The 24,254-nt window shown below is 62.1% G+C and carries 29 protein-coding genes and 1 pseudogene; 24 read left to right on the forward strand and 6 right to left on the reverse strand.

What is annotated here, in order from left to right:
• Window positions 1-271: 271 nt before the first annotated feature.
• The 9 genes and pseudogenes from JJC00_RS38955 to JJC00_RS13435 all read left to right on the forward strand — a co-directional run bounded on the left by JJC00_RS38955 (window position 272) and on the right by JJC00_RS13435 (window position 5,399).
• Complete coding sequence (locus JJC00_RS38955; protein ID WP_200473000.1) at window positions 272-931, forward strand: M23 family metallopeptidase; 660 nt, start codon at window positions 272-274, stop codon at window positions 929-931.
• A 304-nt stretch (window positions 932-1,235) separates the two neighbouring features.
• Window positions 1,236-1,610, forward strand: coding sequence for a hypothetical protein (locus JJC00_RS13400; protein WP_246774200.1), 375 nt, complete (start codon window positions 1,236-1,238; stop codon window positions 1,608-1,610).
• Window positions 1,598-1,912 (forward strand): annotated as a pseudogene (locus JJC00_RS13405) (phage terminase large subunit); the annotation flags it as partial. The gene JJC00_RS13400 and the pseudogene JJC00_RS13405, both read left to right, overlap by 13 nt.
• Window positions 1,913-2,216: 304 nt before the next feature.
• Window positions 2,217-2,675, forward strand: a complete 459-nt coding sequence (locus JJC00_RS13410) for a hypothetical protein (protein ID WP_200473001.1) — start codon at window positions 2,217-2,219, stop codon at window positions 2,673-2,675.
• Between the two features lie 115 nt (window positions 2,676-2,790).
• Window positions 2,791-3,315: a hypothetical protein gene (locus tag JJC00_RS13415; RefSeq protein ID WP_200473002.1), complete on the forward strand. Its 525-nt coding sequence runs from the start codon at window positions 2,791-2,793 to the stop codon at window positions 3,313-3,315.
• Between the two features lie 71 nt (window positions 3,316-3,386).
• Window positions 3,387-3,653 carry a hypothetical protein gene (locus tag JJC00_RS13420; protein WP_200473003.1) on the forward strand — a complete coding sequence of 89 codons (267 nt, stop codon included), beginning with the start codon at window positions 3,387-3,389 and terminating at the stop codon, window positions 3,651-3,653.
• A gap of 185 nt (window positions 3,654-3,838) precedes the next feature.
• Window positions 3,839-4,135: a hypothetical protein gene (locus tag JJC00_RS38085; RefSeq protein ID WP_246774201.1), complete on the forward strand. Its 297-nt coding sequence runs from the start codon at window positions 3,839-3,841 to the stop codon at window positions 4,133-4,135.
• Window positions 4,104-4,322 carry a hypothetical protein gene (locus tag JJC00_RS13430; RefSeq protein WP_200473005.1) on the forward strand — a complete coding sequence of 73 codons (219 nt, stop codon included), beginning with the start codon at window positions 4,104-4,106 and terminating at the stop codon, window positions 4,320-4,322. Before JJC00_RS38085 ends, JJC00_RS13430 begins: the two co-directional genes overlap by 32 nt.
• Window positions 4,323-4,397: 75 nt before the next feature.
• Window positions 4,398-5,399: a phage tail protein gene (locus JJC00_RS13435; protein ID WP_200473006.1), complete on the forward strand. Its 1,002-nt coding sequence runs from the start codon at window positions 4,398-4,400 to the stop codon at window positions 5,397-5,399.
• On the opposite strand, the gene JJC00_RS13440 is transcribed toward JJC00_RS13435, so the two are convergent.
• Window positions 5,396-6,118 (reverse strand): FkbM family methyltransferase, encoded by a 723-nt coding sequence (locus JJC00_RS13440; protein ID WP_200473007.1) that lies wholly within the window; start codon window positions 6,116-6,118, stop codon window positions 5,396-5,398. The two genes, JJC00_RS13435 and JJC00_RS13440, sit on opposite strands and share 4 nt — an antisense overlap.
• 159 nt (window positions 6,119-6,277) lie before the next feature.
• Between JJC00_RS13440 and JJC00_RS13445 the strand changes: the two genes are divergently transcribed.
• The 9 genes from JJC00_RS13445 to JJC00_RS13485 all read left to right on the forward strand — a co-directional run bounded on the left by JJC00_RS13445 (window position 6,278) and on the right by JJC00_RS13485 (window position 11,889).
• Window positions 6,278-6,964 (forward strand): hypothetical protein, encoded by a 687-nt coding sequence (locus JJC00_RS13445; protein WP_200473008.1) that lies wholly within the window; start codon window positions 6,278-6,280, stop codon window positions 6,962-6,964.
• A 2-nt stretch (window positions 6,965-6,966) separates the two neighbouring features.
• Window positions 6,967-7,116 (forward strand): hypothetical protein, encoded by a 150-nt coding sequence (locus JJC00_RS13450; RefSeq protein WP_200473009.1) that lies wholly within the window; start codon window positions 6,967-6,969, stop codon window positions 7,114-7,116.
• Entirely contained in the window at window positions 7,116-7,358 is a 243-nt protein-coding gene (locus JJC00_RS13455) for a hypothetical protein (protein ID WP_200473010.1), read from the forward strand. The genes JJC00_RS13450 and JJC00_RS13455 overlap by 1 nt, the downstream gene beginning before the upstream one ends.
• The gene (locus tag JJC00_RS13460; protein WP_200473011.1) at window positions 7,358-7,741 is read left to right on the forward strand and encodes a hypothetical protein; all 384 of its coding nucleotides are present in this window, start codon (window positions 7,358-7,360) and stop codon (window positions 7,739-7,741) included. The genes JJC00_RS13455 and JJC00_RS13460 overlap by 1 nt, the downstream gene beginning before the upstream one ends.
• Window positions 7,738-8,037: a hypothetical protein gene (locus JJC00_RS13465; protein ID WP_200473012.1), complete on the forward strand. Its 300-nt coding sequence runs from the start codon at window positions 7,738-7,740 to the stop codon at window positions 8,035-8,037. The genes JJC00_RS13460 and JJC00_RS13465 overlap by 4 nt, the downstream gene beginning before the upstream one ends.
• A 64-nt stretch (window positions 8,038-8,101) precedes the next feature.
• A complete protein-coding gene (locus JJC00_RS13470) occupies window positions 8,102-8,530 on the forward strand; it encodes a GNAT family N-acetyltransferase (protein WP_200473013.1) in 429 nt (142 codons plus the stop codon).
• 225 nt (window positions 8,531-8,755) lie between these two features.
• Window positions 8,756-10,024, forward strand: coding sequence for a CaiB/BaiF CoA transferase family protein (locus tag JJC00_RS13475; protein WP_200473014.1), 1,269 nt, complete (start codon window positions 8,756-8,758; stop codon window positions 10,022-10,024).
• A 63-nt stretch (window positions 10,025-10,087) separates the two neighbouring features.
• A complete protein-coding gene (locus JJC00_RS13480; protein ID WP_200473015.1) occupies window positions 10,088-11,317 on the forward strand; it encodes an acyl-CoA dehydrogenase family protein in 1,230 nt (409 codons plus the stop codon).
• A gap of 8 nt (window positions 11,318-11,325) precedes the next feature.
• Window positions 11,326-11,889 carry a flavin reductase family protein gene (locus JJC00_RS13485; protein WP_200473016.1) on the forward strand — a complete coding sequence of 188 codons (564 nt, stop codon included), beginning with the start codon at window positions 11,326-11,328 and terminating at the stop codon, window positions 11,887-11,889.
• 24 nt (window positions 11,890-11,913) lie between these two features.
• Here JJC00_RS13485 and JJC00_RS13490 read toward each other — a convergent pair whose 3' ends face one another.
• Window positions 11,914-12,822 carry an NAD(P)-dependent oxidoreductase gene (locus JJC00_RS13490; RefSeq protein ID WP_200473017.1) on the reverse strand — a complete coding sequence of 303 codons (909 nt, stop codon included), beginning with the start codon at window positions 12,820-12,822 and terminating at the stop codon, window positions 11,914-11,916.
• A gap of 176 nt (window positions 12,823-12,998) precedes the next feature.
• Between JJC00_RS13490 and JJC00_RS13495 the strand changes: the two genes are divergently transcribed.
• The 6 genes from JJC00_RS13495 (at window position 12,999) to JJC00_RS13520 (ending at window position 19,354) form a co-directional block, all read left to right on the forward strand.
• Complete coding sequence (locus JJC00_RS13495; RefSeq protein ID WP_200473018.1) at window positions 12,999-13,982, forward strand: ABC transporter substrate-binding protein; 984 nt, start codon at window positions 12,999-13,001, stop codon at window positions 13,980-13,982.
• Window positions 13,983-14,060: 78 nt separating this feature from the next.
• Window positions 14,061-15,755 (forward strand): dihydroxy-acid dehydratase, encoded by a 1,695-nt coding sequence (gene ilvD, locus JJC00_RS13500; RefSeq protein ID WP_200473019.1) that lies wholly within the window; start codon window positions 14,061-14,063, stop codon window positions 15,753-15,755.
• 123 nt (window positions 15,756-15,878) lie between these two features.
• The gene (locus JJC00_RS13505; RefSeq protein WP_200473020.1) at window positions 15,879-16,724 is read left to right on the forward strand and encodes an ABC transporter ATP-binding protein; all 846 of its coding nucleotides are present in this window, start codon (window positions 15,879-15,881) and stop codon (window positions 16,722-16,724) included.
• On the forward strand, window positions 16,721-17,506 hold the full coding sequence (locus JJC00_RS13510) for an ABC transporter permease (protein WP_200473021.1): 786 nt from the start codon (window positions 16,721-16,723) through the stop codon (window positions 17,504-17,506). The genes JJC00_RS13505 and JJC00_RS13510 overlap by 4 nt, the downstream gene beginning before the upstream one ends.
• Window positions 17,503-18,270: an ABC transporter permease gene (locus tag JJC00_RS13515; protein ID WP_200473022.1), complete on the forward strand. Its 768-nt coding sequence runs from the start codon at window positions 17,503-17,505 to the stop codon at window positions 18,268-18,270. The genes JJC00_RS13510 and JJC00_RS13515 overlap by 4 nt, the downstream gene beginning before the upstream one ends.
• 37 nt (window positions 18,271-18,307) lie before the next feature.
• A complete protein-coding gene (locus JJC00_RS13520; protein WP_200473023.1) occupies window positions 18,308-19,354 on the forward strand; it encodes a peptidase M29 in 1,047 nt (348 codons plus the stop codon).
• Here JJC00_RS13520 and JJC00_RS13525 read toward each other — a convergent pair.
• The 4 genes from JJC00_RS13525 to JJC00_RS13540 are packed head-to-tail and all read right to left on the reverse strand — an operon-like array spanning window position 19,351 to window position 24,250.
• Window positions 19,351-20,343 (reverse strand): 3-hydroxybutyryl-CoA dehydrogenase, encoded by a 993-nt coding sequence (locus JJC00_RS13525; protein WP_200473024.1) that lies wholly within the window; start codon window positions 20,341-20,343, stop codon window positions 19,351-19,353. The two genes, JJC00_RS13520 and JJC00_RS13525, sit on opposite strands and share 4 nt — an antisense overlap.
• 3 nt (window positions 20,344-20,346) lie before the next feature.
• Entirely contained in the window at window positions 20,347-21,435 is a 1,089-nt protein-coding gene (locus JJC00_RS13530; RefSeq protein WP_200473025.1) for an NAD/NADP-dependent octopine/nopaline dehydrogenase family protein, read from the reverse strand.
• Window positions 21,432-22,958, reverse strand: a complete 1,527-nt coding sequence (locus tag JJC00_RS13535; protein ID WP_200473026.1) for a class I adenylate-forming enzyme family protein — start codon at window positions 22,956-22,958, stop codon at window positions 21,432-21,434. The genes JJC00_RS13530 and JJC00_RS13535 overlap by 4 nt, the downstream gene beginning before the upstream one ends.
• Window positions 22,959-22,960: 2 nt before the next feature.
• On the reverse strand, window positions 22,961-24,250 hold the full coding sequence (locus JJC00_RS13540) for an acyl-CoA dehydrogenase family protein (RefSeq protein WP_200473027.1): 1,290 nt from the start codon (window positions 24,248-24,250) through the stop codon (window positions 22,961-22,963).
• Window positions 24,251-24,254: the final 4 nt, after the last annotated feature.

A 24,254-nucleotide genomic window follows, 5' to 3' on the forward strand; every position in this document is an offset into this window, starting at 1 on the left:
GATTAGCTAGAGTTGAGCAAGCCGTTGCCCGCCAGCGAAGCGGGGTGGACCGCGGTTTGTCAATTAGCGGGAAGATCTCTCTCAAAGGGAATCTCAACATGTGGGACGACATGATGCGGCGAATACTTGGGCCCATCGGGGGCATATCGCCTCACGTTACAAGTCCATACGGTGCCGTAACAGGCAGGCCGCGCGGATCAAGTAACCCGCACCGGGGAATCGACTTCAATTATGTCGGCTGAACAAGAATCACCCGGAATTGCGGTCGCCCGTGAATGGCGTCGTTGAACACGCCGGTGAGGATCAGTGGGGGACAATCTCGATCAGGGACAACAATGGATTGCGGCACCAGATCCTGCATACCAACTCGCGCCACGTTAAGGTTGGCGATGTGGTTGCGGCGGGTCAAGTGATTGGCACGATGGGGAATACCGGTCTTTCTGATAAGGATGGCAATCCAGGGCAGCAGCGCGTCCATTATCGAATCAAGGATCCCGCCGGTAATGTTCTTGACCCCGGTGCGTTTGCCGATGCGCAAGGACCGTTCGATCCAGTCCCCGCGCCGGCTTACATTCCGGAGTATCTGCAGTATCTGCAAAACGGGGATGTTATGCCTGCAACGCGTCCCGAAGATGTGCGGATTCTGAGAAGGATGCCAGTCGGAAAATCGGATCGATCCGTGTTCAATTCGAATGATCCCGTACCGGTGCCCGCTATTCCTCCCGACGCTTCGTTTCCGTCTTTGTCAAGGAGCGACTTCGAGGAACGATACAGGACCTGGCCTTCGTCTTCCGGAGACGGCGCCCTTCCCGGTGTCAATCAAGCTCCGCAGGACAACCCGACACACCAAACGACGAAGACTGGTCCGCGATGTGGCGCAGGCGTATCGGCCTGCCCTAGGGCGAGCGAGCACATCCATTGTCGATCCTGAGAATTCCGACAAGCACTACGGGTCCAGTGCACTTAAATTCGGTAAGCCTACGAGCGCACGACAGTGGCTCGCATCATTGAGTGCACCGTCACCGCAATGCCTGAAGCGTCCCCGGTATTGAGCAGTTTCGGTTTATCCTCAAAAAAGAAGTTGACCCGTCGGGCAAAACACCGGCACAATGGCATCATCGAAACGAGTTTGTCAGGCCCGCGCGGGAAGCATCCGCTGCGGGCTTTTTCGTTTCGATTGCAGCCATCGGACGGCGTCCCGCGCATCGCGGCCTCGCCCTCGTTGAAACGCGTTCATGGAGCGCCGACAAGCGCGCCGCCGTCCGAACCATTTTATTGGCCGAGCACGCGCGAACGTGCCGGCCCGCGGCGCGAGCCCTGTGCTTGCGCCGCCGCGGTCTCCGAAAGATGGGGATAAGGTTCGCGCCGAAACGATCGCGCGTCGTCTCGCGATCTGCCGCATTGTTGTTTTGGTTGGAGAGAAGATGACCGTCTATCTGATATCGCTCGCGCAATCGATCGAGAACGGGGAGGACGACGTGCTGGAATTGATCCACCGGATCGAACGCATCATCGTGCATCCGACAGGCTCTGGCGATGGTGATGCCGGGCGCGACGCAGGCGCACTGGCCTGCGCTAGGGCGAGCGAGCGTATCCATTGTCGATCCTGAAAATTCCAACGGCAGAGATCTTCGAGCCGCTGCTGAAGCCTGCACGCTACAAGGGCATTTACGGCGGCCGCGGCTCGGGGAAATCGCATTTCTTCGGTGAACTCCTGGTCGAGACCTGCCAGGCCGAGCGCGGTACGCTTGCGGTTTGCATTCGCGAGGCGCAGCGGACGCTGGCGCAATCGTCGAAACGGCTGATCGAGGCCAAGATCGCGAGCCTCGGCCTCGGCCACGGTTTCAAGCTCTACAGCGACAAGATCGAGACGCCCGGCGACGGGCTGATCATCTTCCGCGGGCTCCTGGATGACGCGGGCAAATACCGGCTGATGATGAAAGCGAGGGATGCCGTCACGGCAAAGCCGATACCGCCAGTGCAAAGACCGGGTATGGCAGTCGGCCGAGGCGAGCGTGATCAGCATGATCTGCGTGCGTTGAGCGCCCGGCTCTCCAGCTCGGGTGATCTCAAGGACGCGGTCGCGCTCTACCAGGCGAAGACAGCTGGCCGGCGGTGAGGGAGTCTGCGCGAGCAGCCCTTCGCCGAATGAAAAGGCGATAAATGTTTTTCTCTGGCTCTGAATAGAGACGGTGTGCATACAGGATAGGATGCCCATGCTGTTGAGACGTATTTTGCCCGTCATGATTGTCGCGACAGGCCTTCTCCGATCGGTCGATGCATTTGCCGGTGACTACACCGTTTCCTATGCCTTCGACGGTACGACGACGGAGGGTGTCGCCACGGGTGCAGCGAACCCGCTCAACGAAGTGGGGACCGCGAAGGAATGCCAGTATGACAGCCCTTGCACGATAGAGCTGACGAAGTCGGATCTGACGATATCGTTGAACGTACAACGTTCGGGGCGCCATAAGGTGGTCGTCTTCGCCGACGGCGGTCGTAGCCGCAGTATCGGTTGTTGCTATTTTTCGGGCGGGGAGCAGCGCGCTGAAGGCGACCTTACTCAGCCAATGCTTTGGCTGCGCATCTACGATGGGCACGCTCGCAAGAGAAACGAAGTCGTCCAAAATATCCATTTGGGGCTTCTGTATCTCCAATTTTCAAATTTGAGATAGTTCGGCGTTCGAGAACGCCGCTAATCCACCGTTGTCCTTATTCGTCAGCCGAGTCCTCCTGCGATCCTTGTCTTGATCGCGGGGCCGGATCGGCATGCTTCCACAGGAACTCATGATGGCCACCATCGAGCGACAATACCTGCCTCCCCTGAATCCCGAGACGACGATCGCGGAGGCGGATCGCCCACGTGTGTACGATATCGTTCGCAAGCAGTTGGCTGATCTCCTGGAAGGAGACCAGTCCTACTATCCGGATGGGGTCCAGAAGGATTGGCAGGCACGGGCCGAAGATCTCGACGGATACATTAGATCGTTCAAGAGCTTGCGAGGACGCGCCAATGATCCTGCTGACATCCTCGGAGATGTGATCAGGTATCTCCGCCAACATGCCAAGACCTTCCGCGATCAAATCGGAGCCGCGGGCCCCTCCGATCCAATCGAGTTGCCGCCAGGATTATCGCCAACAACCCGAGACAAGAACGAGCTGTATCTCGAGCCGAATCCGGTTGCACCCCCGATGGATGCTGATCCTCATCGGCGAGAGGAGTGGGCAGTTTCGACAACCTCCAGGGGCCTGCCCGACAGCGGGACGACCAGGCCGGAGCGGCGCATCGCGCCACCAATATTCTTCCCGTTTTAGGGAAGCTTCCGTCGGTCTTCTCACCGTACCGACCGGCCAATCAAAGTAGATTAACGACAGGACTACGCACCATGAGCGAGGACGACAGAAATTTCATCGAACGCGCCGCCTCCATCACCGGAAATCTCTACGGCGAGCCGATGTCACCGGATCGGATCGCCGAGAACTTTGCGCTCTACGGCTTGACGAAGCGCGTCGCCGCGCTCGAGCGGTTCGATGCAGAGCTAGGCGGCGAGATCGATTCGAGTCCCCATAGCTTGCGGCGGCGCGTTCAGCTCGTCGAACTGCGCCGGCGCCTGGGCAGTCTCCACGAGGAGCTGCGTAAAGCGAAGCGATGACCCATCCTCTGCTGACAGCGCTCGCGCAGGCGCGGCGTCGCGATGCGCCGATGTTTGTGAGATGGTGTGAGCTGAACAATGTGATCGCCTGTCCAGCGGCGCCTGCGTCGGTAGCCCGATTTGTCTCCGACTGTTCATCCCTGGGCGTGAGCCGGCTGTGGCCGGCCGTGCAGGAGATATCGCGGATGCATGCGTCGCTCGGCCTCGCCGATCCCACGCTTGGCGGCCCCGCCGCGGATGCGATGAGCGCGGTGGCCGCGATCGCTCCGCCCCGGTCCTGGCCGGGGCGCTTCAAGGAGCGGTTTTGCGCGCTGCCCTACGACATCCAGGCCTATCTCGCAGCTCACGAGACGCAGCGCGAACGTGCGCTCCGCCGTGCGCAGAACGAAGCTGCGTCCGCCAGCCGCAAGCTGGCGGCGCTTGAAACCCAATTGAAGGACGGAACGACGCATGGCGAAGCAACAGCGCGCGACGAGACTTGAAGAGCGGATCGAGGACCTGCGCGCCGAGATCGACGGCATTATCGACGACCGGGTGGCCAAGATCGCAAGCCAGAGCCCTGGAGTGCCGCCCGGCGTGATCCGCAACCTGCTCACGGCCCGGGCGCCGTCCTGCCGCTGTGCACAATATATCGAGCTGTGTGGCAGCAAGGCGAAGGATCCGGACTGACAGTCGCAGGGCAGGTGACGCCCTCCGCAACCACAATGGCGACGATGATGCGCGCCCCTACATCAAGGAAGCAAGATGACTCTCTATAAGTGGTCCCAAACGGCGTCCGCCGACGCAACGGCGGATTCGACGATCAACTGGGCCGAGGGGCAATCCCCCTCCAGCGTGAACGATTCCGCGCGAGCGATGATGGCGGCTATTGCGAAACACCGCGATGACATCGCCGGCGCGATCGTGACAAGCGGTACCAGTACCGCCTACACCGTTGCATCTTATCAGCAGTTCGACACACTGGCGCACCTCAGCGGGCAGGCTGTCGCATTCACGCCGCACGCGACGAACGGCGCAACCGTAACAATCAACGTTGACGGCCTAGGCGCGAAGCCCTTGCGCGCGGCGCCGAATGTAGAATTGCCGGCTGGCACCGTCGTTCAGGGCACGCCCTATGTGGCGCTCTACAACAACGCCGATGGGGTCTTTTACCTGCATGGCTTCTACGGCAATCCGTATAACATTCCGCTCGCGGCGGGCATGGACTATTGGGCCGCGACCACGCCGAACAGTTCGTTTGCGTTTCCGACCGGGCAGGCGATTTCTCGAACGACGTATTCAACCTTGTTCGCGCTGATTGGAACGACCTATGGTGGCGGTGACGGCTCGACCACGTTCAATCTGCCGGACAAGCGAGGGCGCATTTCAGCCGGATTTGATACCGGCAACGCGACGGCTCGACTCAACACTGGCGGCGTGAGTGCAGCTACTCTCGGCTCTGCCGGGGGCTCCCAATACGCGACACTGGTAACGGGAAATCTCCCGGCTTACACGCCAAGCGGAAGCGTTTCTGGGACGGCGACAAGCAGCAATAGCGTTATGCAAAACGGCGGTCCTGTCATTTCGATCCAAGGCGCCGGCGGCGGGTCACTTCTTGGCTTCGGTCTCAACAACACGCCATCATTCAGCGCTCTTTCTTCCAGCATGTCTGGAACACTATCGGGTACGCCGCAAGGCGGCACGAGCACGCCGTTCTCGATTGTGCCGCCGACGATCGTCTGCAACTACATCATTCGCATCATCTAGACGGTGACAAATGGAAGGTGGCTCACGCTGGCCCATTGGGCATCGTGGGCCACCCCCGAAAAGCTCTCTCGGAAGGTATTTGGCCTCCATGCGTAGGCAGGCTCTAAATTTCCATCGGGAGTGAAAAACGCATTCGTACCACCGGCCGACACAGCCGCCAGACCGTACCCATTTGCGCGGCAGAGGGCGGCGAGAGCGGTCAGAGACGCGCCGTGATACCAGCCACGCGGGTGAGATTTGTGGCGATCGAAGGCTGGATCATAGGGGACAGAGATAGGGGCGAGGCCGAAAGTCGAATTGTATTCGACGCAGATCACGCGCGGCCTGGTGCACAGCAGCTCTTTGAGAAACCAGTAATCGTTTCCATCCACGTCGATCGATAGAACTCCGATTTCAGGAAACGCCTCTTTGACAAAGCCAAGATTGTCCAAGGTTAGAAAGCGCTGGACGATCCGAACGCGATCAGGGAACAGGCGCCTTGCGTCAGCAACCTGCCTTTCGCTGCCATCGACTAGGAGGCCGCGCCAGTCCGGGATCTGCGCAAGTTTCACGCAGTTGAATTCGATCGGGTGGAATCCGATCTCGACAAACGTCCGCGGAACGTCGGCGGCGAGTTCTGTAATAATCCGCCCCTCATCCGATTGTCCGGAGGCCCTCCCCAGCTTGGACCGATAATAGATATGGCGTAGGGGTGCGCTTTTCTTGAGCATCTTGAGCATGGACCAAACTATGCCTCACAGCCGCAGATAGCGCAATACACAGACATGAGCGGGAAGCAAAAGCGAAACAATCATCCCGGCAACTTTTCCCGAAGGCGGCCACGGCACCTATAACGGACCGCTTCACCGCCCCCGCCTCACCCCCAACCGAGTCAACCCATGGTAGACCTCAACGCCCTTTCTGCGGCGAACGCAAAACGCTGGGCGAATGCCAAGCTGACCCGGAAGGCAGAAGCCGCCAATGTCGCGTTGCGCCTTTACAAGGTGCGGCAACGTTATCAGGCGGTCGAGCGGCAGACGGGCGTTCCTTGGCCCGCGATCGCGGTCATCCACGAACGCGAGTCGTCCCAGCAATGGAATGCCTCCCTGGCTCAGGGCGATCCCTGGAATCGAGTCTCGGTTCACGTCCCGGCTGGTCGAGGTCCTTTTGACTCCTGGGAGGCGGCCGCAATCGACGCGCTGGTCAAGTGTCCGCCGTTTCTGGCGCGCCACAAGGATTGGACCATCGCCGGCGCGTTGACAGCGCTCGAGACCTACAACGGCATCGGTTACGCCGCGCGCGCTGTGCCGTCGCCGTATCTCTGGTCGGGGACCAACCAGTACCGGGCCGGAAAGTACGTGCGCGATGGCGTCTACGATCCCGGCAAGGTCGATCCGCAGTTGGGGGGCGCAGCGCTGTTGATGGCGCTCGCGGAGCTCGATCCGGACATCAGCTTTGCAGGGACAAGGATCGCAAAGAGTTTTGCGAGTAGTGATCCGACCAGAGCTTCACTGACGAACCCGTCTAAGGGCTCGATCGGCGCGTTCGTCGTCAATTTGATCCGAGCCATTTTTAGAAGGACATGAACATGCAGACCATTTTTGACGTCATCGTCTTCGCCGCCGGCTTCGGCGCCTGCTGGACTTGCAAGGACACGATACTCAGGTTCGTGACCGGAACCGAGGCCCAGGTCAAGTCGCTCGAGACCAAGCTCGCTTTGCTGCGGGCCATGCTGTGATGCTTGTCCGGATCAAGGCGGCCTGCCTGCACTCCATGACGATCGCCTGGAGCTACTGCATCGCGCTCGCCGGTGCATTGGCCGCGATCGTCGATGACCTTGCCGACGCCCTTGGCGATCCCGGCATCAAGGATCAGATCAGCGCAGCGATCGGCGATGTCAAGGTCACGGGACGCATCCTGCTTGCGATCTCCGTCGTGACAATCATCGCCCGGCTGCGAACGCTAAGGAGGACAAACTGATGTGGATGACGATCATCTCGTTTCTTGGCGGTCCTGTCGTGAAGGCGCTGATCGACGCCTATAGCGCGAAGCTGAAGGCCGAGAGCGTCGACAGCAAGATCGCGGCGGATCTCGCTGCGAGCGAGATCGCGGCGCAGACGGCCGAAACCAAAGCCGTCATGCAATATCGAACGGCGGAGCTCGGCTATTGGTACGAGCCAGACAAGTTAATCGGCTACTGCGTGTCGATCTATTTCGCGAAGCTTCTTGTCTGGGACAAGGTTCTCGGTCTCGGATCAACAGATCCCCTGGCGGGGTTCGCGGCGATCACCGCCAATCTCGTCGTCTCCTTCTACTTCGCCAAGCGCGGCTTTGAGAACGTTGCAAGGATCATCAAGCGGTGAAGATGCCAGATGACGAAATCAGGGCGATCGTGGCCGAGACGCTCGCCGAACAGCACAGGCTCCAGCAGGACAGCATCGATGCGATCGTGTTGAGGGCGGTGGCATCGGTGCTGGCTTCCTTCGGCATCGAAGATGATGACCGGAAGGAGGTGAGGGCGGATTTCCAGCACCTGCGGCGGTGGCGAAAGAGCGTCGAGCAGGCGCAGAGCTACACCTTCAAGGCCGTGACTACGGTGATTGCGACCGGCCTGATGGGGGCCGTCTGGCTCGGCGTGAAGGTCGTGCTGAGCAAGTGAGCTTCTCGTGGCGGTAACATCGCCGCGTGGTGGGGCAGGTCGTTGCGATGCTATGGGGCACGCCATGTACAGAATTCGTATGGTCGACGCATCAGATGATGACGTTGCCGATACCTTAGATGATCTGCATCGGCTGACGTTCTTCGATGCCGCGGCCATGCCGCAGTTCGAGCTCGGAGCGTGGTGGCTCGCTTATCAAGGCGATGATGCGGTCGCCTTTGCAGGCGTCGTGCCGTCCACCTATGCGCGCAACAGCGGTTACCTCTCCAGGGTCGGCGTCCTGCAGCGGCACTGGGGCAGCGGACTTCAGCTCCGGCTGATGCGGGCCGTTGAAGCACGAGGGCGGCGCATCGGATGGGACAGTATCGTTTCGGATACAACGGATAACAGTTTCTCTGCGAATAACTTCATCAAGGCGGGTTATCGGCTCTTCGAACCCGAGGTGCCCTGGGCCTGGTCGCACACGCTCTATTGGCGAAGGTCGCTGCGCTGAACGGGGTTTCCCGCGGTGCGGAAGGTGCTTTTCGCAGCATCAAGCGGCGCCTGCCGACGCAAGCGCGGCCTTGTTCACCTGGACCCGGCAGCTTGACCGCTGCCGGGCCCTTTTTTGCGTTTTGAAGCGTTGTTGCTGAAGCACTTGCGAAGTTGGCCCTCCCGGGCTTTAAGTTCGCTTGCAGGAAATTCGGCGAGCACAAGCCGATGTAAGGGAGCCCCAGGAATGTCCACCAAGCCTCAATTGCCGGAACGTCCGTCGCGGGCGGCGGGAGGACCAACCGCACTTGATGGTCTGCTGGTCGTCGATTTCACGCGCGTGGTCGCGGGTCCCGCCTGCACACAGACGCTCGCCGATTTTGGCGCGCGGGTCATCAAGATCGAAAACCCCGATGGTGGCGACGACACGCGCGCTTATGAGCATGCCGAGATTGGCGGGGAAAGCGCGGCCTATCTCAGCCTCAACCGCAACAAAAGCGGAATCGCGCTCGATCTCGCCGTGCCTGAGGCGCGCGAGATTGCGCTCGATCTGATCCGCAAGGCGGACGTGGTCGTGGAAAATTTTTCCAGCGGGGTGATGAAGAAGTTCGGGCTGGACTATGAGGCTGTGGCGCCACTCAACCCGCGACTGGTCTATTGCTCGATCTCGGCTTACGGACGCACCGGGCCATTCGCCTCGCGCCCCGGCTTCGATCCCATCACGCAAGCCGAGAGCGGCTTTATGTCGCTCAACGGGTTTGCCGATGGCCCGGCAGTTCGCACCGGCCCGCCGATCGTCGACATGGCTACGGGGATGTCGGCCTGCAATGCCATCCTGCTGGCGTTATTAGCGCGGGATCGGCTCGGCCGCGGACAGCATGTCGAGGTCGCGCTGTTCGACGTCGCCATGGGGATGACGGGCTTCTATGGCATGGCCTATCTGATCAATGGCGAGAACCCCGGCCGGTTTGGCAACTCGCCGAGCGGGTCTCCGACCGTCGGCGTGTACGAGGCATCCGATGGTCCGCTCTACATGGCCTGCGCCAATGACCGACTGTATCGGCGACTGGTGATCGACGTGATGAACCGTCCGGATCTCATTATCGACGCGAAATTTGCGACGCGGAAAGCGCGGTCCGAGAACAAGGAGCTCCTGCGTAGCGCCATCGCCGAGGTGTTCGCGAACGACACGCTCGAGAACTGGATGGCGAAGATGAAGCTGGCCAATATTCCGGTCGGCTATCTCCGAACCGTCGAAGAGGGATTCAATGCGCCCGAAGCTCGCGAACGCGCACGCCTGAGCCGGATCCCGCATCGCACAGCGCAGTGGGTGCCGAACATCGAGCCGCCGATCAGTATGAGCGTAACGGCAGCAATTGATCCCGCGGCCGCGCCGTTGTTGGGCGAGCATACCGAGGTCGTCATGCGTGAGACGCTTGGTTATGACCGGGGCCGGATTGCGGCCTTGACCGAAAAGGGGGCATTCGGGCTGCGAAAGGCCACGACATCGGACTAAGCGCGGCACAGCTTGATTTGGCAAGGTTCCCGCCGCATAAATACATGAGAGCGAGGGACACGAATGGCGCCTGGTCAAGAGCCGAATATGGGTCAGTCGGTAGCGACAGACTCCGGCGAACGAGCCTATGCGGCGATGATTGCCGGGGCCCGGTCGCTGCTGCCGCAATTGCGGGAACGTGCGGCTCGCACCGAGGAGCTGCGGCACCTGCCGCCGGAGACCGAGCGGGACCTGCATGATGCCGGCCTGTTCCGGATGCTCCAGCCGAAGCGCGTCGGCGGGGCCGAGCTCGACTACGTCGCTTTGATCGATTGCGCCGAGCTGCTCGGGCGAGCCGACGCGTCGGTGGCTTGGAATCTGGCCAATCTGGCAAGCCATCACTGGATGCTCGGCATGTTCGAGCAGCGCGCGCAGGATCTGGTCTGGAGCCGAGACCCGGACGTGCTGATCGCATCGTCCTTCATCTTCCCCGCCGGCCGCGCCAGCAAGGTCGAGGGCGGATACCGGCTGCGCGGAAGCTGGCCGTTCTCGTCGGGCGTCGGCTCCTGTGCATGGAACATGCTCGCAAGCGTCGTGTCCTCCGACGACGAGGCCGACGGCATCGAATACCGCATCTTCCTGTTGCCCAATGCCGACTACAAAATCCTCGATACCTGGAACGTCGCAGGATTGCGCGGCACCGGGTCATCGGATGTCGAAGTCAGGGACGCCTTTGTGCCCGAACATATGACGGTTGCCGTTGGTGACCTTGCGGGAGGCGCAGCGCCCGGAAGCAAGGTGAACCCCAATCCGCTGTACGCGCTGCCGGTGTTCTCGCTGTTTCCCTATGTTCTCTCCGGCGTCGCGCTCGGGAATGCGCAGGCGTGCCTCGACGACTACGCGGAAGTCGCGCGTCACCGCATATCGACGTACAACCGCGCCAAGCTGAGCGATTTCCAGAGCACGCAAATCAAGATCGCTGAGGCTTCCGCCAAGATCGATGCTGCGCGTCTCATCATGCGCGCGGCCTGTATCGAGGCGATGCAGGACGCGCGACGCAACCGCACGCCCGACATGGCAACCAAGACCAGATATCGGCGTGATGGGGCGTTCTCGGTCAATCTGTGCACGGATGCCGTCTCGATGCTGTTCGCGGCGAGCGGGGCGCGTGGCCTGTTCACGACGGGAGTGTTGCAGCGGCAATTCCGCGATGCGCATGCAATCAATTCGCACCTCGCATTCAATTTCGATGCGGCCGGAACCAATTATGGACGTGTGGCGCTTGGACTGCCGTCCGAGAATCTCACCTTGTGAGGCCGCGGATGAATGATTTGCCAAAACGGCCGGCCGTTCCCGATCCAGCCAATGAGCTCGCGAGCGACAGCTCGCAGATTGATCCACGTGATTTTCGCAACGCGCTCGGCACGTATGGAACAGGCGTAACGATCATCACGGCTACGGCCGCTGATGAAAAACCGTATGGCATCACCTGCAACTCGTTTGCGTCGGTCTCCCTGAATCCTCCCCTGGTTCTCTGGAGCCTTGGAGTGTATTCATCGAGTCTGATCGTGTTTCAGAACGCCAGCCATTTCACCGTCCATGTGCTGGGCACTTCGCAGCAGGCGCTTGCAGACAAATTCGCAAAATCGTCCGACGACAAATTCGCCGGCGTGGACTGGACCCCGGGCCTCGGCAACACGCCGGTGCTTGCCGAGAGCGTGGCCAATTTTCAGTGCCGATCCGTCAATCGCTATTATGGCGGCGATCACGTGATCTTTCTCGGCGCGGTCGAGGCCTATGCCTACAACACAACAGAGCCGTTGCTGTTTGCGCGGGGGACGTATGGCCGGTTTCTGGCTGACGACGAGCGCAAGAAGTCGCCCTAGGGCGATCCAGGAACGCCGGTCGGTTCAACGGTCTGTGGCCGAGAGCTTGTAGATTTCCAGAGCGTCCGCGTCTGCACCGCGTGCAGCCTTGGCCAGCCTGAAGATCTGTCCGGCGAGAGTCGCCATCGGCACCGGCGTTGACGTCGCCTGGGCGACGTCGGCGATCGTGTCGAGGTCCTTGAGCATCGTCGCAATGTGGCCGAGCGGCGGTGAGTGGATGCCCTGGACCATCCGCGGCACGAAGAGCTGAAGCGGAATCGAATCCGCAAAGCCGCCGGCGAGTGCCTCGGGCAGCCGGCTTGCATCAATTCCAGCATTCGAGGCAAGGCGCGTTGCCTCCGCAAGCACGGCCATCGCACATCCGACGATCACCTGATTGCAGAGTTTTGTGGTCTGCCCCGCACCGGTCGGACCCATGTGGGTGAACCTGCGCGCCATGGCGAGCACGTAAGGCCGCGCCCTCTCAATATCATCGGCTGCACCACCAGCCATGATGGCGAGCGTGCCTTCTTCGGCTCCCTTGGTACCACCGGACACCGGCGCATCGATCCAGCCTGTGCCGTTCGCGGATTTCAATCGCGCTGCCAGCTCGCGCGTGGCATCGGGGTGGATCGACGAGAAATCGACCACGAGCTTACCTGCGCCGGGAGCTGCCGCAAGACCTTCCGGGCCGAAGATCACCTCGTCGACGGCTGCGACATCGGTCACGCACATGAAGACGATGTCGCAGTTCGCCAACAGGTCACGAGGCGTGCCTGCGCGCTTGGCGCCGGCCTCGACGAGCGGAGTTACCTTGCCTTCTGTACGGTTCCAGATGCTGATGTCATGGCCGGCCTTGAGCAGGCGCCGGGTCATCGGCGTCCCCATCAGTCCGAGGCCGAGATAGCCGAGCTTCTCGACGCCCTGCGGGTTTGCCTTGCTCGCATCAGCCATAGGTTGCCTCCTTGTGTCGCGGCGCAACGCCGCGCGACCGCTGCGCACCATACATAACGCATGGTGCAGCGAAACGGGCCGGCATGCATAGCTTGCTTGATTGTTTGAACCATGAAACATTTGGGCCGGTCGGGTTGGGTGGCGTCGGTCGGCGCCGGAGCAACGGAGTGGGCACGATGCGGGCAGTTTCGAGGTGGATGCTGGCAGCAGGGGCTGTGGCGGCCATAATCGCGGGCGCAAGCCCTTCACGGGCGCAGCAGACGATCCGCGTGGGCTGGACCATCCCGGCCGAGGAATCCAAATACTGGATGATGCGCAGGCCGGCCGAATTTCCCGATATCGGCAAGACCTATAACATCGAGTGGACCCAGTTTCAGGGCACCGCGCCGATGACGCAGGCCTTGGCGGCCGGCGCACTGGATTGCGCGACGCAGGCGCCGCTCTCGCTTGCCAACGGCGTGGTCGGCGGCAATCTCAAGGCCTACATCGTGGCGCAGCACGTCTTCGAGAAGCCCGGTGGCTTCTCGGTTTATTGGGCGGTCATGGATGACTCGCCGATCAAGACGATGGCAGATCTCAAGGGCAAGACGGTCGGCATTTCCGTCATCGGCGGCGGCACGCAAGGCCCGTTCAACCTGCTTCTGAAGCAGAACGGCATCGATCCGGCCAAGGACATCAAGCTGGTTGAGGTTGGTTTTGCCGTCTCCGAGGATGCGCTGCGTCAGGGCCGGGTCGATGCGGTCAACATGAACCAGCCCTTTGCGGCGCGAGCCGAGGCCAAGGGCGGCACAAGAAAACTGTTCTCGCTGTCGCAGGCCATGCCGAACATTGTGCACATCCTGGAAGCCTGCCGTGCCGATTTCGTCGACAAGAACCCGGAGTTGGTCAAAGCCTATGTCCGCGACATCACGTCGGGCATGAAGAAGGCGCTGGCGAATCGCGAAGAGACGTTGAAGGTTGTCAATGAGGTCTTGAAAGCGCCCATCCCGGTGCTCGAGACTTATCTGCTTAAGGACAATGATTTCGGTCGCGATCCCGGTGCGGCGCCGAATTTCCCGGCGATCCAGAAGATGCTCGACATCTACGCGGACACGGGAATGCTGCCGAAGCTGGATGTTGCGCAGTTCAAGCACCCGACGATCGTCGCGCCACTGCAATAGGCGATCGGGCTATTCGCTGGACCCATGAGGTCGCAATGTCCCGCCGCGTGCGGGACATTGCGTGAAGATGATGCAAGCATGAAGAAGTTGCGATCACGGATAACGACTGACGGCCTCGACCGGGCTCCGCACCGCGCCTTCATGCGCGCCATGGGGCTGGACGACGCGGCCATTGCCAAGCCGATGGTGGGCGTTGTCAGCATGAAGGGCGAGCAGACGCCCTGCAATATGACTCACGATTTCCAGGTGGCCGCGGCCAAGACCGGAATCGAGGAAGCCGGCGGGACGTCGCGTGAATTCTCAACCATATCGGTGTCTGACGGCATCAGCATGAATCACGAGGGGATGAAGTTTTCGCTGTTCTCGCGAGAACTGATCGCCGATTCCATCGAGGCCGTCGTCCATGGCCTCGCTTACGACGCGCTGATCGGATACGGCGGATGCGACAAGACGCTTCCGGGCGTGATGATGGGCATGGTTCGTTGCAACGTGCCGTCGATCTTCATCTATGGCGGTAGTTCGCTGCCAGGCCGCGTGGATGGACGCACGCTAACCGTCCTCGACTCCTACGAGGCTGTTGGCAGCTTCATGACTGGAGAGATCGACGCTGCGACGCTCGAACGGATCGAGCGCGCCTGCCTGCCGACCATCGGCGCCTGCGCCGGTCAGTTCACTGCGAACACCATGGGGATGGTGTCGGAGGCGATGGGCCTGACCATTCCCAACGTGTCGATGGTGCCCGGCGTCTATGCCGAGCGCGCGCAGATATCACGCCGCGCTGGGCGGATGATCATGGAGATGCTCGAACGCGGCGGGCCGCTGCCGCGCGACATCGTGACGCGGAAATCTCTGGAAAATGGTGCCGCGATCGTTGCCGCCACGGGCGGATCGACCAATGCCGCGCTGCATCTGCCTGCGATCGCGAACGAAGCCGGCATTGCGTTCACGATCGATGATGTCGGCGAGGTCTTTGCCAGGACCCCGCTGATCGGAAACCTGCGACCGGGGGGCAAATACACGGCGAAGGATGTTTACGACATCGGCGGTGCGGCCGTTGTGATCCGCGAGTTGATTCAAGGCGGGCATATCGATGGTAGCTGCGTGACCATCACGGGCCGTACGCTCGCGGAAGAATATGGCGCGGCCAACGCGCCCGATGGCGAAGTTGTTTACACGGCGCGCGCGCCGATCATGCCCGATGGTGGTGTGGCGGTTCTGAAGGGCAATCTCTGTCCCGATGGCGCCGTCATCAAAGTCGCGGGCCTGAAGAGCCAGTTCTTCGAGGGCGTGGCGCGCGTCTTCGAGGATGAGGAGGCTTGCGTCGCGGCTGTTCGTGACCGCAGCTACGAGGCTGGCGAGGTTTTGGTGATCCGCAATGAGGGGCCGGTCGGTGGTCCCGGCATGCGCGAGATGCTCGGCGTCACTGCGCTGATCTACGGCCAGGGCATGGGCGAGAAGGTGGCTCTGATCACCGATGGACGGTTCTCCGGTGCCACGCGCGGCATGTGTATTGGCTATGTGTCGCCCGAAGCGTTCGTCGGTGGCCCGCTGGCGCTTGTTCGCGATGGCGACAATATCCGGATTGACGCCGCAGGCCGCCGGATGGACCTGCTGGTCGACGAGCAGGAACTCGCTGCACGCCGAGGCGATTGGAAGCAACGCCCGCCGCGTCATCGCGCAGGTGCGCTGGCAAAATATGCGCGTCTGGTCGGCCAGGCACCGGGTGGAGCGGTCACGCATAAGGGACCGGCGGAGTGGCCGTGGTTTGACTGAGAAGTCGCGCGCGCGAAAATGGCGACCTGTTTGGCAGGTTTCTTGCTAAGCTCGTGCCGCTGATGGAGGACTTTCCGCAGATCGGTTGCGTGACGTTCGCGCGTGAGTGAATCGAGAGACGGGATGAAGGTAGTGCCTTCGAGATCGAGCGAATGGGTGAGACCGGTGACATCGCGAAAGCCGGCTTCTGCAATCATCGAGATCGACCGCGTCTCGCAGGTCTTCCAGACCTCGGCGCGCAAGGATCATTTGGCGCTATCGGATATTTCCTTGACGATCGAGGAGGGGGCGTTCGTCTCCATCCTGGGGCCGTCCGGCTGTGGCAAGTCGACGCTGCTTTACATCGTGGGTGGTTTCGTCAGCCCGACCAGCGGCGCGGCGACGATGAAGGGACAGGCGATCACGGGCCCGGGGCCGGATCGCGGGCCGGTGTTCCAGGAGTTCGCGCTGTTTCCATGGAAGACCGTGCTGGGCAATGTGATGTATGGCCCGCGCCAGCAGGGCGTGCGAGCCGCAGAGGCAGAAGCGCAGAGCCACGCGTTGATCGAAATGGTCGGGCTCAAGGGTTACGAGAACTTCTATCCCAAGGAGCTCTCGGGTGGCATGAAGCAGCGCGTCGCGTTGGCCCGGACGCTCGCCTACCATCCCGAAGTCCTGTTGATGGACGAGCCGTTCGGCGCGCTCGATGCGCACACCCGGACGCGCCTCCAGAACGATCTCCTGAGTATCTGGGAGCGTGACCGCAAGACGGTGCTGTTCGTCACCCACTCGGTCGATGAAGCCGTGTTCCTGTCGGACAAGGTCGTGATGATGTCGAAGTCCCCCGGGCGTATCCGGGAGATCATCGATATCAATCTGCCGCGGCCGCGGCGCCGCAACGAGCTGTTGCTCGATTCGCGCTACCAGAAATACGTCGTCGACATCGAGCGTATGTTCGATGAGGTCGACGAGAGCGGACCACCGTCATGATCTGGCCGGCGGCCTTGCTGAAACGTGGTGCGCCGGTGCTTGCCTGCATCGGATTGCTGGCGGTGTGGCAGGTCGCGTCGCTCGCACTGAAGAACGATAGTTTTCCGACGGCGCTCGAGTCGATTCGCGCAATCCCGGATATCCTCAGTGACAAGGAGTCCCTGATCAATATCCTGGCCTCGCTCCGCCGCATGGCGATCGGGTTCGGCATCGCGGTGCTGGTTTCGATTCCGCTGGGACTGTTGATGGGCCGAAGCCGGGCAGTCGCAGCCTTCTTCAATCCGCTGCTGATGGTGATCTATCCGGTGCCGAAGGCCGCGCTGATGCCGATCATCATGCTGTGGCTCGGCGTCGGTGACATCACCAAGACGCTGGTGATCTTCCTCGGCGTCAGCCTTCCGGTGATCTATCACAGTTTCGAAGGCGCCAAGGCCGTCGAGGAGAAGATGCTGTGGTCGGGCGCGGCGATGGGGCTTTCGTCCTTGCAGCGCCTGGTCCGGATCGTGTTGCCGGCCGCGCTTCCCGAGATCCTGACCGGGTGCCGCACCGGCCTGGTACTGGCGTTGATCACGATGATCACCAGCGAGATGATCGCACGCCAATCGGGCGCAGGAAACATCCTCTTCAACGCGCTCGACATGGGTCAATACGACACGGTCTACGCGATGATCATCATCGTCGGGGCGATGGGCATCTGTCTCGATGCGATCTTCGAGCGCGTCCGCGCAAGGCTCGTGCGCTGGTCCGAGCCTCAGTTCGACATGCCGCTGAGTTTCTCATGATGCCCCGTCCTCTCTCAGTAAACGTCGTCTTTGGGCTCGCGCCAATCGTGCTGGTGATCGCGCTATGGCAGGGCCTGGTGTCATTCGGCTTCGCGCCCGCGGTTTTGCTGCCGCCGCCGGGCATCGTCTTCAGCCGGCTGCTCCAGCAGCTCGTGACATGGACGTTTCAGCAGGAGATCGCGGCGACCCTGATCCGGTTGTTCGCCGGCTTCGCGATCGCAGTCGTGCTTGGCGTCAGCATCGGCATTGCGGCCGCTGCCAGCCCGGCGATCAACGCCATTGTTCGGCCAATCGTGCGGGTGCTGGCACCATTGCCGAAAGTCGCGCTCTATCCGGCGCTATTGCTGCTGCTTGGTTTCGGCCACGGGTCGAAAATCACGCTGGTGACCGCGGATGCGCTCTTTCCCATTCTGTTGTCCACCTACTATGGGGCTTCTATGGTTGAGCAGAAGCTGATCTGGTCGGCTATGGCAGCGGGAACGCCGCGCTATGAACTCCTGTTCAAGGTCGTCTTGCCGGCGGCGATGCCGTCGATCCTGACCGGGTGCCGGATCGGTCTTGTCATTTCCTGTATCGTGGTGTTTTTGGCTGAGATGATCACATCGACGGACGGCTTGGGGCATGTGCTGGTCACGGCGGCCCGCACCTTCCAGGCGGTCGATATGTTCGTACCCTTGATCACGATCTCGCTGCTAGGGTTGATCCTGAATGCCTTGTTGGGCGCGCTGAGGTCGTACCTCTTGCGGGGCTTCCCCGAAGCGTGAACTGACGAACAAGAAAACAGAAGACCGGGAGTAAACCATGCTGGCTGATCGTATCGAGGCAAAGTGGATCGACGCGTTTTGCGAGATCTTTGAGCGATGCGCGGTCAAGGCCGGCGACACCGCGGCGATCCTCTCGGAAACCCAGTCGCGCGCCCTTAATGTGCATCTGGCGGAACTCGCTCTGCTGCGAATGGGAGCAAAACCGTTTCACGTCGTCATGCCGACGCCGCGTAACCGCAACATCGTTCCGGTCCGCTCAACCGGCGCCAGCGAAGCGATCCAAAAGCTTGGGCCTGTCATCACTGCGCTTCAGCAAGCTGGCTTCGTGGTCGATTGCACCATCGAAGGCCTGATGCACGCGGCGGAGACGCCCGAGATACTGAAGGCCGGCGCGCGGATTCTGGTGATCTCCAACGAGCATCCTGAGGCGCTGGAGCGGATGGTGCCGGACCCGGCGCTGGAGAATCGCGTTCGCGCCGCGGCAAAGATGCTGCGTGGGACCAAGCGGATGCGGGTCACTTCGAAGGCCGGCACGGCGCTCGATGTGGACATGGTCGGCGCTTCGACGGTCGGCGTGTGGGGTTGGACCGACAAACCCGGCACGCTGGCGCATTGGCCGGGCGGCATCGTCGTCAGCTTTCCAAAGAGCGGGACGATCAATGGCACGCTGGTGATGGCCCCTGGCGACATCAATCTCACATTCAAGCGTTACCTGACATCGCCGGTGAAGATGACGTTGAAAGACGATTACGTGGTCGAGCTGGAAGGCGAGGGCACGGATGCTGCCATGATGCGCGCCTATCTCGCGGCCTGGGGCGATCGGGAGGCTTATGCCGTGTCGCATGTCGGCTTCGGCATGAACCCCGCTGCGCGCTACGAGGCGCTGTCAATGTATGACCAGCGCGACACCAACGGCACCGAGATCCGCGCCGTCTCTGGCAATTTTCTGTTCTCGACCGGTGCCAATGAGTTTGCCGGCCGTTATACCGCAGGCCATTTCGACCTGCCAATGATGGGAACGACGATCGAGCTCGATGACGTCGCGGTGGTGCGGGAAGGCGTGCTTCAGGACGTCTTCGGCTAGCTGCGGTCGAGCACGGGCGGGCGAGCGAGGTCGAAGTGTCGGAGCAGGTCGACCATGGCCTGGAGGCGCTTTGCGCGATAGGCGTCAACGTCCATGTCTGAATAATCGAGGAAGCCGGCCCCCGTGCGCAGGCCGATCCGGCCTTCGTGCATGTTGCGTGAAATGACATCTGGTGCGCGATAGCGGTCGCTGCCGAGTGCGCCCTCCAGATACCGGCTGGCGTAATACAGAATGTCGCCGCCGCCCCAGTCGATGAATTCGAGCAGTCCGAGCACGGCATAGCGGAAGCCGAAGCCGTAGCGGATCGCCTTGTCGATCTCGTCCGCACTGGCGACGCCTTCCTCGACCATGCGCGCCGCTTCATTCATCGCCAGCGCCTGGATGCGCGGAACGATAAAGCCGGGCGTTGCCGCGCAGACGACGGGCACCTTGCCGATGCCTTCGAGCAGGGCCTTGACCTCATCGATGATGGCGGGATCGGTGGCCTTGCCGGGCGAAACCTCGACCAGCGGGATCAGATAGGCCGGGTTGAGCCAGTGCACGTTGAGGAAACGGCGGGGATTCGCGATCGCGCCCGAGAGATCGTCAACGAGGATGGTTGACGTCGTCGATGCAATGATCGTGTCAGGGCCGACCTGCTTTGAAGCCGTCCCCAGCACCTCCCGCTTGAGCTCGACGACCTCCGGAACGCCCTCGAACACCAATCCGGCTCCAGACAACGCGGCGCCGCTTTGGCTCGCCGGCACCACCGATACCCGCGCGATCAGCGGATCAACGTCGGTCTCGTTCAGCAGCCCCAGCTTGGACAGGCTGGCAAAGGTCTTCCTGATCTCGCCGAGTGCATCCGCCTCCAGCCTGGCGAAGTCCTCCGCTGAACGGGCCTTGATGTCGATCATCGTGACCGTGTGCCCCGCATAGGCGAACGCGACAGCGATGCCGCGGCCCATGCGACCGGCCCCAAGACAGGCAATGTTGGCGCGACGGATCATCGGTCAAAATCCCTCACGAAGCAGCATCTGCAATTCGGCCTTGTGGAGCTTGCCAAGCCCCAGCGTCTCCAACGTCCGGCCGCCTTGCGTAAAATCCTCGCCGCAGATTGCGCCGCCGATGGCCAGGAAAGCCTTGGCGAGCGGAGCAGCCACCCCGGCTAGCTGGGCGACAGATACCAGCAGCGACAAGCCGAGCCGCAGATCCTCGCGCATGTAGCGGTGCTCGGTCAGCACGATCTGCTCGCGCCAGTCGCCGGAATCGGTCAGGCGATCATGTGAGCCACGGCCATACATCCAGATCTCGCCCTCCTTCGCATAGTGATGAGCGAGCGGAAAATGTGGTGCGCCGTAGCCAAGCGCCTCGCGCACGGCGATCCGCTCGGCGTCGAGGGCATCGGTCATCCGTCGGATTGCGGCCTGCGTGCCCTCCTTGTGGATGTCCCACCGCTCGAAATGCTCGATCGGACCCGCATTCATCACGATCAGCGGAGGATGAATGATGCAGCCCGCATTCATCAGCGCGCCGGATAGCGCGTCACCGCAAGGCTCGATCACATCGGGGAAGGCGCGTCCAATCACCTCGAGCGCATGTGGCGCCTGATCGAGCGGGAACACGCCGACCGGCAGTCGTTTGGCGCGGATGGTGATCGCGACCTCGAACGGGCCGTGCTTGCGGGTGAGCCACGGCAGCGTGCCGGTTTCAGCGAAGCTCGCCTTTGCGCGATTGCCGGCGTCCCGCGCGGCCTGCGCAAAGATCATCGAGCCGAATGTTGCGGGCGGCAGAAACACGACCTGGCCATCCCGCAGATGCGGCGCGAGGAGCGGGGCGATATCCGCCTGCGCGAAGGCGGGGGCGGGACACAGGATCAACTCGACCTCGCTGACGGCTTCGGCGATGTCGGTGGTTACCAGCGCCAGCTTCACGTCGTGCTCGCCATTGTGATCCTTCACCAGGATGTGCGAGCCGGCAGCACGATGTGTGGCGACCTGTTCTGCGTCACGGCGCCAGAGTCGGACCTCATGCCCCGACAGCGCAAAGTCACCCGCGGCCGCGAAAGAACCGTTCCCGCCACCCAGAACCGCGATCTTCAAGTTGCTTCTCCTTGCGCGCGTGACTGCGCATCGAGTTGCTTCAGCAGGAAATGCTGGACCTTGCCCAGCGCTGTACGCGGCAGGTCGGCGACGAAAACGATGTCGCGTGGGACCTTGTAGCGGGCGAGCTGGGCCTGAACGTGTGCCCTCAGCTCGTCCGCTTCGAGCCGGCAGCCGGATCGTCGGATGACATAAGCGACGGGGACTTCGTCCCAGCGCGGGTCCGGCCGGCCGATCACGGCGCATTCGCTGACATCAGGATGTTCGAGCAGCACCCGTTCGACCTCAGCCGGATAGACGTTCTCGCCGCCGGAAATGATCATGTTCTTCTTGCGGTCGCGGACCCAGAAGTAGCCGTCCGGGTCGCACAGGCCGATATCGCCGGTGCGATACCAGCCGTCGTGCAGCGCATCTCGCGTGGCGTCCGCATTGCCCCAATATTCGAAGAAGACGTTGGGGCCGCGCACCGCGATCTCGCCGGGCGTGCCCGCCGGCACTTCGTTGCCAGCCTGATCGATCACCTTCGCTTCGCAGCACAGGCCGGCAAGTCCGGTCGACCCCACGCGCGAGAGATCGCCGCCGAGGCGGGTGTAAACGGCGATAGGGCAGGTTTCCGTCGAACCGTAGACTTGCAGCACCGGCACACCGCGCGCGACGAAGCGATCAATCAGGTGGGGCGGCACGATGGTCGAGCCGGTCGCGACGGCTCTCAAAGACGAGAGATCGGTTGTCGCCCAGGCGGGCTGATCGCTGATGGCCTGGATGATCGCCGGCACCATGACCGTCAACGTCGGCCGCTCCCGTTCGATGGCCGCAAGTGCCGTGTCCGGCGTGAAGCGGGCATGAATCGTCACGGTGGCACCGAGCTGGAGCGCCGCGGTGGTCTGGATGTTGAGCCCGCCGACGTGGAAGAACGGCAGCACCGTCAGCACATGATCGTCGGACGTCATGTTGTGCATGTGCTGGCTCATGACGCCGTTCCAGAACAGCGCCTCCTGGCGCAGCACAGCGCCCTTCGGCCGCCCGGTTGTTCCCGAGGTGTAGACGATGAGCAGCGGGCAGGAGAGATCGGTGTGCGGGTTGCGTCCGCTGCTCGCCTTGCGCGTCAGGAGGCTTTCGAAAGTCGTTCCGTACGGTGGCGTGAAATCGAGGCCGATGACCGTGGTCCCCGGCGCAAGTTGGGGAAGGATTCCCTCAAATGCCTGCTCGAGCACCAGCACTTTGGCGCCGGCATCGGTCAGGATGAAGAGCTGCTCGGCGACAGCCAACCGCCAGTTCAACGGCACCAGCATTGCGCCGAGCCGCGCGCATGCATAGAGCAGGACCAGATAGTCCGGCCGATTCAGGCTCAGGATCGCGACGCGGTCACCGCGGCCGACACTCAATTCCTGCTTCAAGGCCGTTGCGGCCCGTTCGATGCGATCGGCGAACGCTGCGTAGCTCAGCCGCTCCCCCTCGAAGGCGATGGCGGTCCTGTCCGGCGAAAACGCCGCGTTGCGATCGATCAGACTGCAGAGATCCACCGTCAGTCGTCCGTTTCGCCGGCCTCGTACAACGCCTCGCGACCGATCCGGTCGAGGCAGAGCTCGGCTGTCCAGGGCAGCATCAGCGAGCCGCAGCGGCTGTCGCGATAGATGCGCTCCAGCGGCAGCGAGCGGAGCATGGCCTGCCCCCCGCAGGTGCGGATCGCGAGCGCGGCGAGCTCATTGGCGCCTTCCATCACCGAATATTGCGCGGCATAGGCGCGTAGCACCTGCTCCTTGCTCGGATTGGCGCGCGCCTCGGTCACGGCCTGGAACCAGATCGCCTTGATTTGCTCGAGCTTGATCTGCATCTGCGCGACCGCGATCTGCTTGGTCGGATACATCCGCCGCTTGACCGGCGGCGTGCCTGGAACCTCGCCACGCAGATAGCGCACCGTGAAATCGTAAGAGGCTTGCGCGAGGCCCATATAGGTCGGCGACAGCGTCAGGAACATGTGCGGCCAGCGCATCGCCGCCTGGAAATAGACGCCGCGCGGCATCAGCGCGGAATCCTCCGGGACGAACACGTCCTTGAACAGCAGCGTCCGCGAGACCGTGCCGCGCATGCCGAGCGGATCCCAGTCACCGACGACGGACACGCCTTGCGACTCCGCGGGGATGGCGAGGTACAGCGTATTGCGGCGTGAGGCCTTCTCGCCTTCCTCGATCTCGGTGCAGAGCACGCCGTAATAGTCGGCGTGACCGGAGAGCGATGCAAAGATCTTCTTGCCGTTGACGATCCAGCCGCCTTCGACGGGCTTTGCTTCCGTGCCGAAAGCGACGCCGCCGGCGGCTGCCGCGCCGCCCTCGGAGAACGGCTGCGAGTAGATCGCGCCGTCCGCGACGATGCGCTTGTAATGGACGGCGCGCCGTTTTTCGTGTTCCGCGCGGGTCTCCGGGTCCATGTCGAGATCATCAGCCAGAGGCCCGGACCATAGCGTCGAACAGACATGCATGTTCCAGGTCAGCGCGGTCGCGCCGCAATAGCGGCCGATCTCAGCGGCTGCCAAGGCGTAGGTCTGGTAGTTTGCGCCAAGCCCGCCGTGTTTCTTCGGTACGGCGATGCCCAGCAGGCCGACGCGGTGCAGGTCGCGATAATTCTCGGTCGGGAAGATCGCCTCGCGATCGTAGGCGGCGGCGCGACCCGCGAACACGCTTTGGCCGATCTCGCGCGCCCGCGCGATGATGCCAGCCTGCTCGTCGCTCACGCGGAACGCCACGGGATCGAAGATCGGCGCATCCAGCACGACCCTGTCGGTGGCGCCAACGGTCTTGCTGACTTGCATGGTCATGGCG

Origin of the sequence: Bradyrhizobium diazoefficiens (assembly GCF_016616885.1) — a bacterium.
Taxonomy (GTDB): Bacteria; Pseudomonadota; Alphaproteobacteria; order Rhizobiales; family Xanthobacteraceae; genus Bradyrhizobium; species Bradyrhizobium diazoefficiens_F.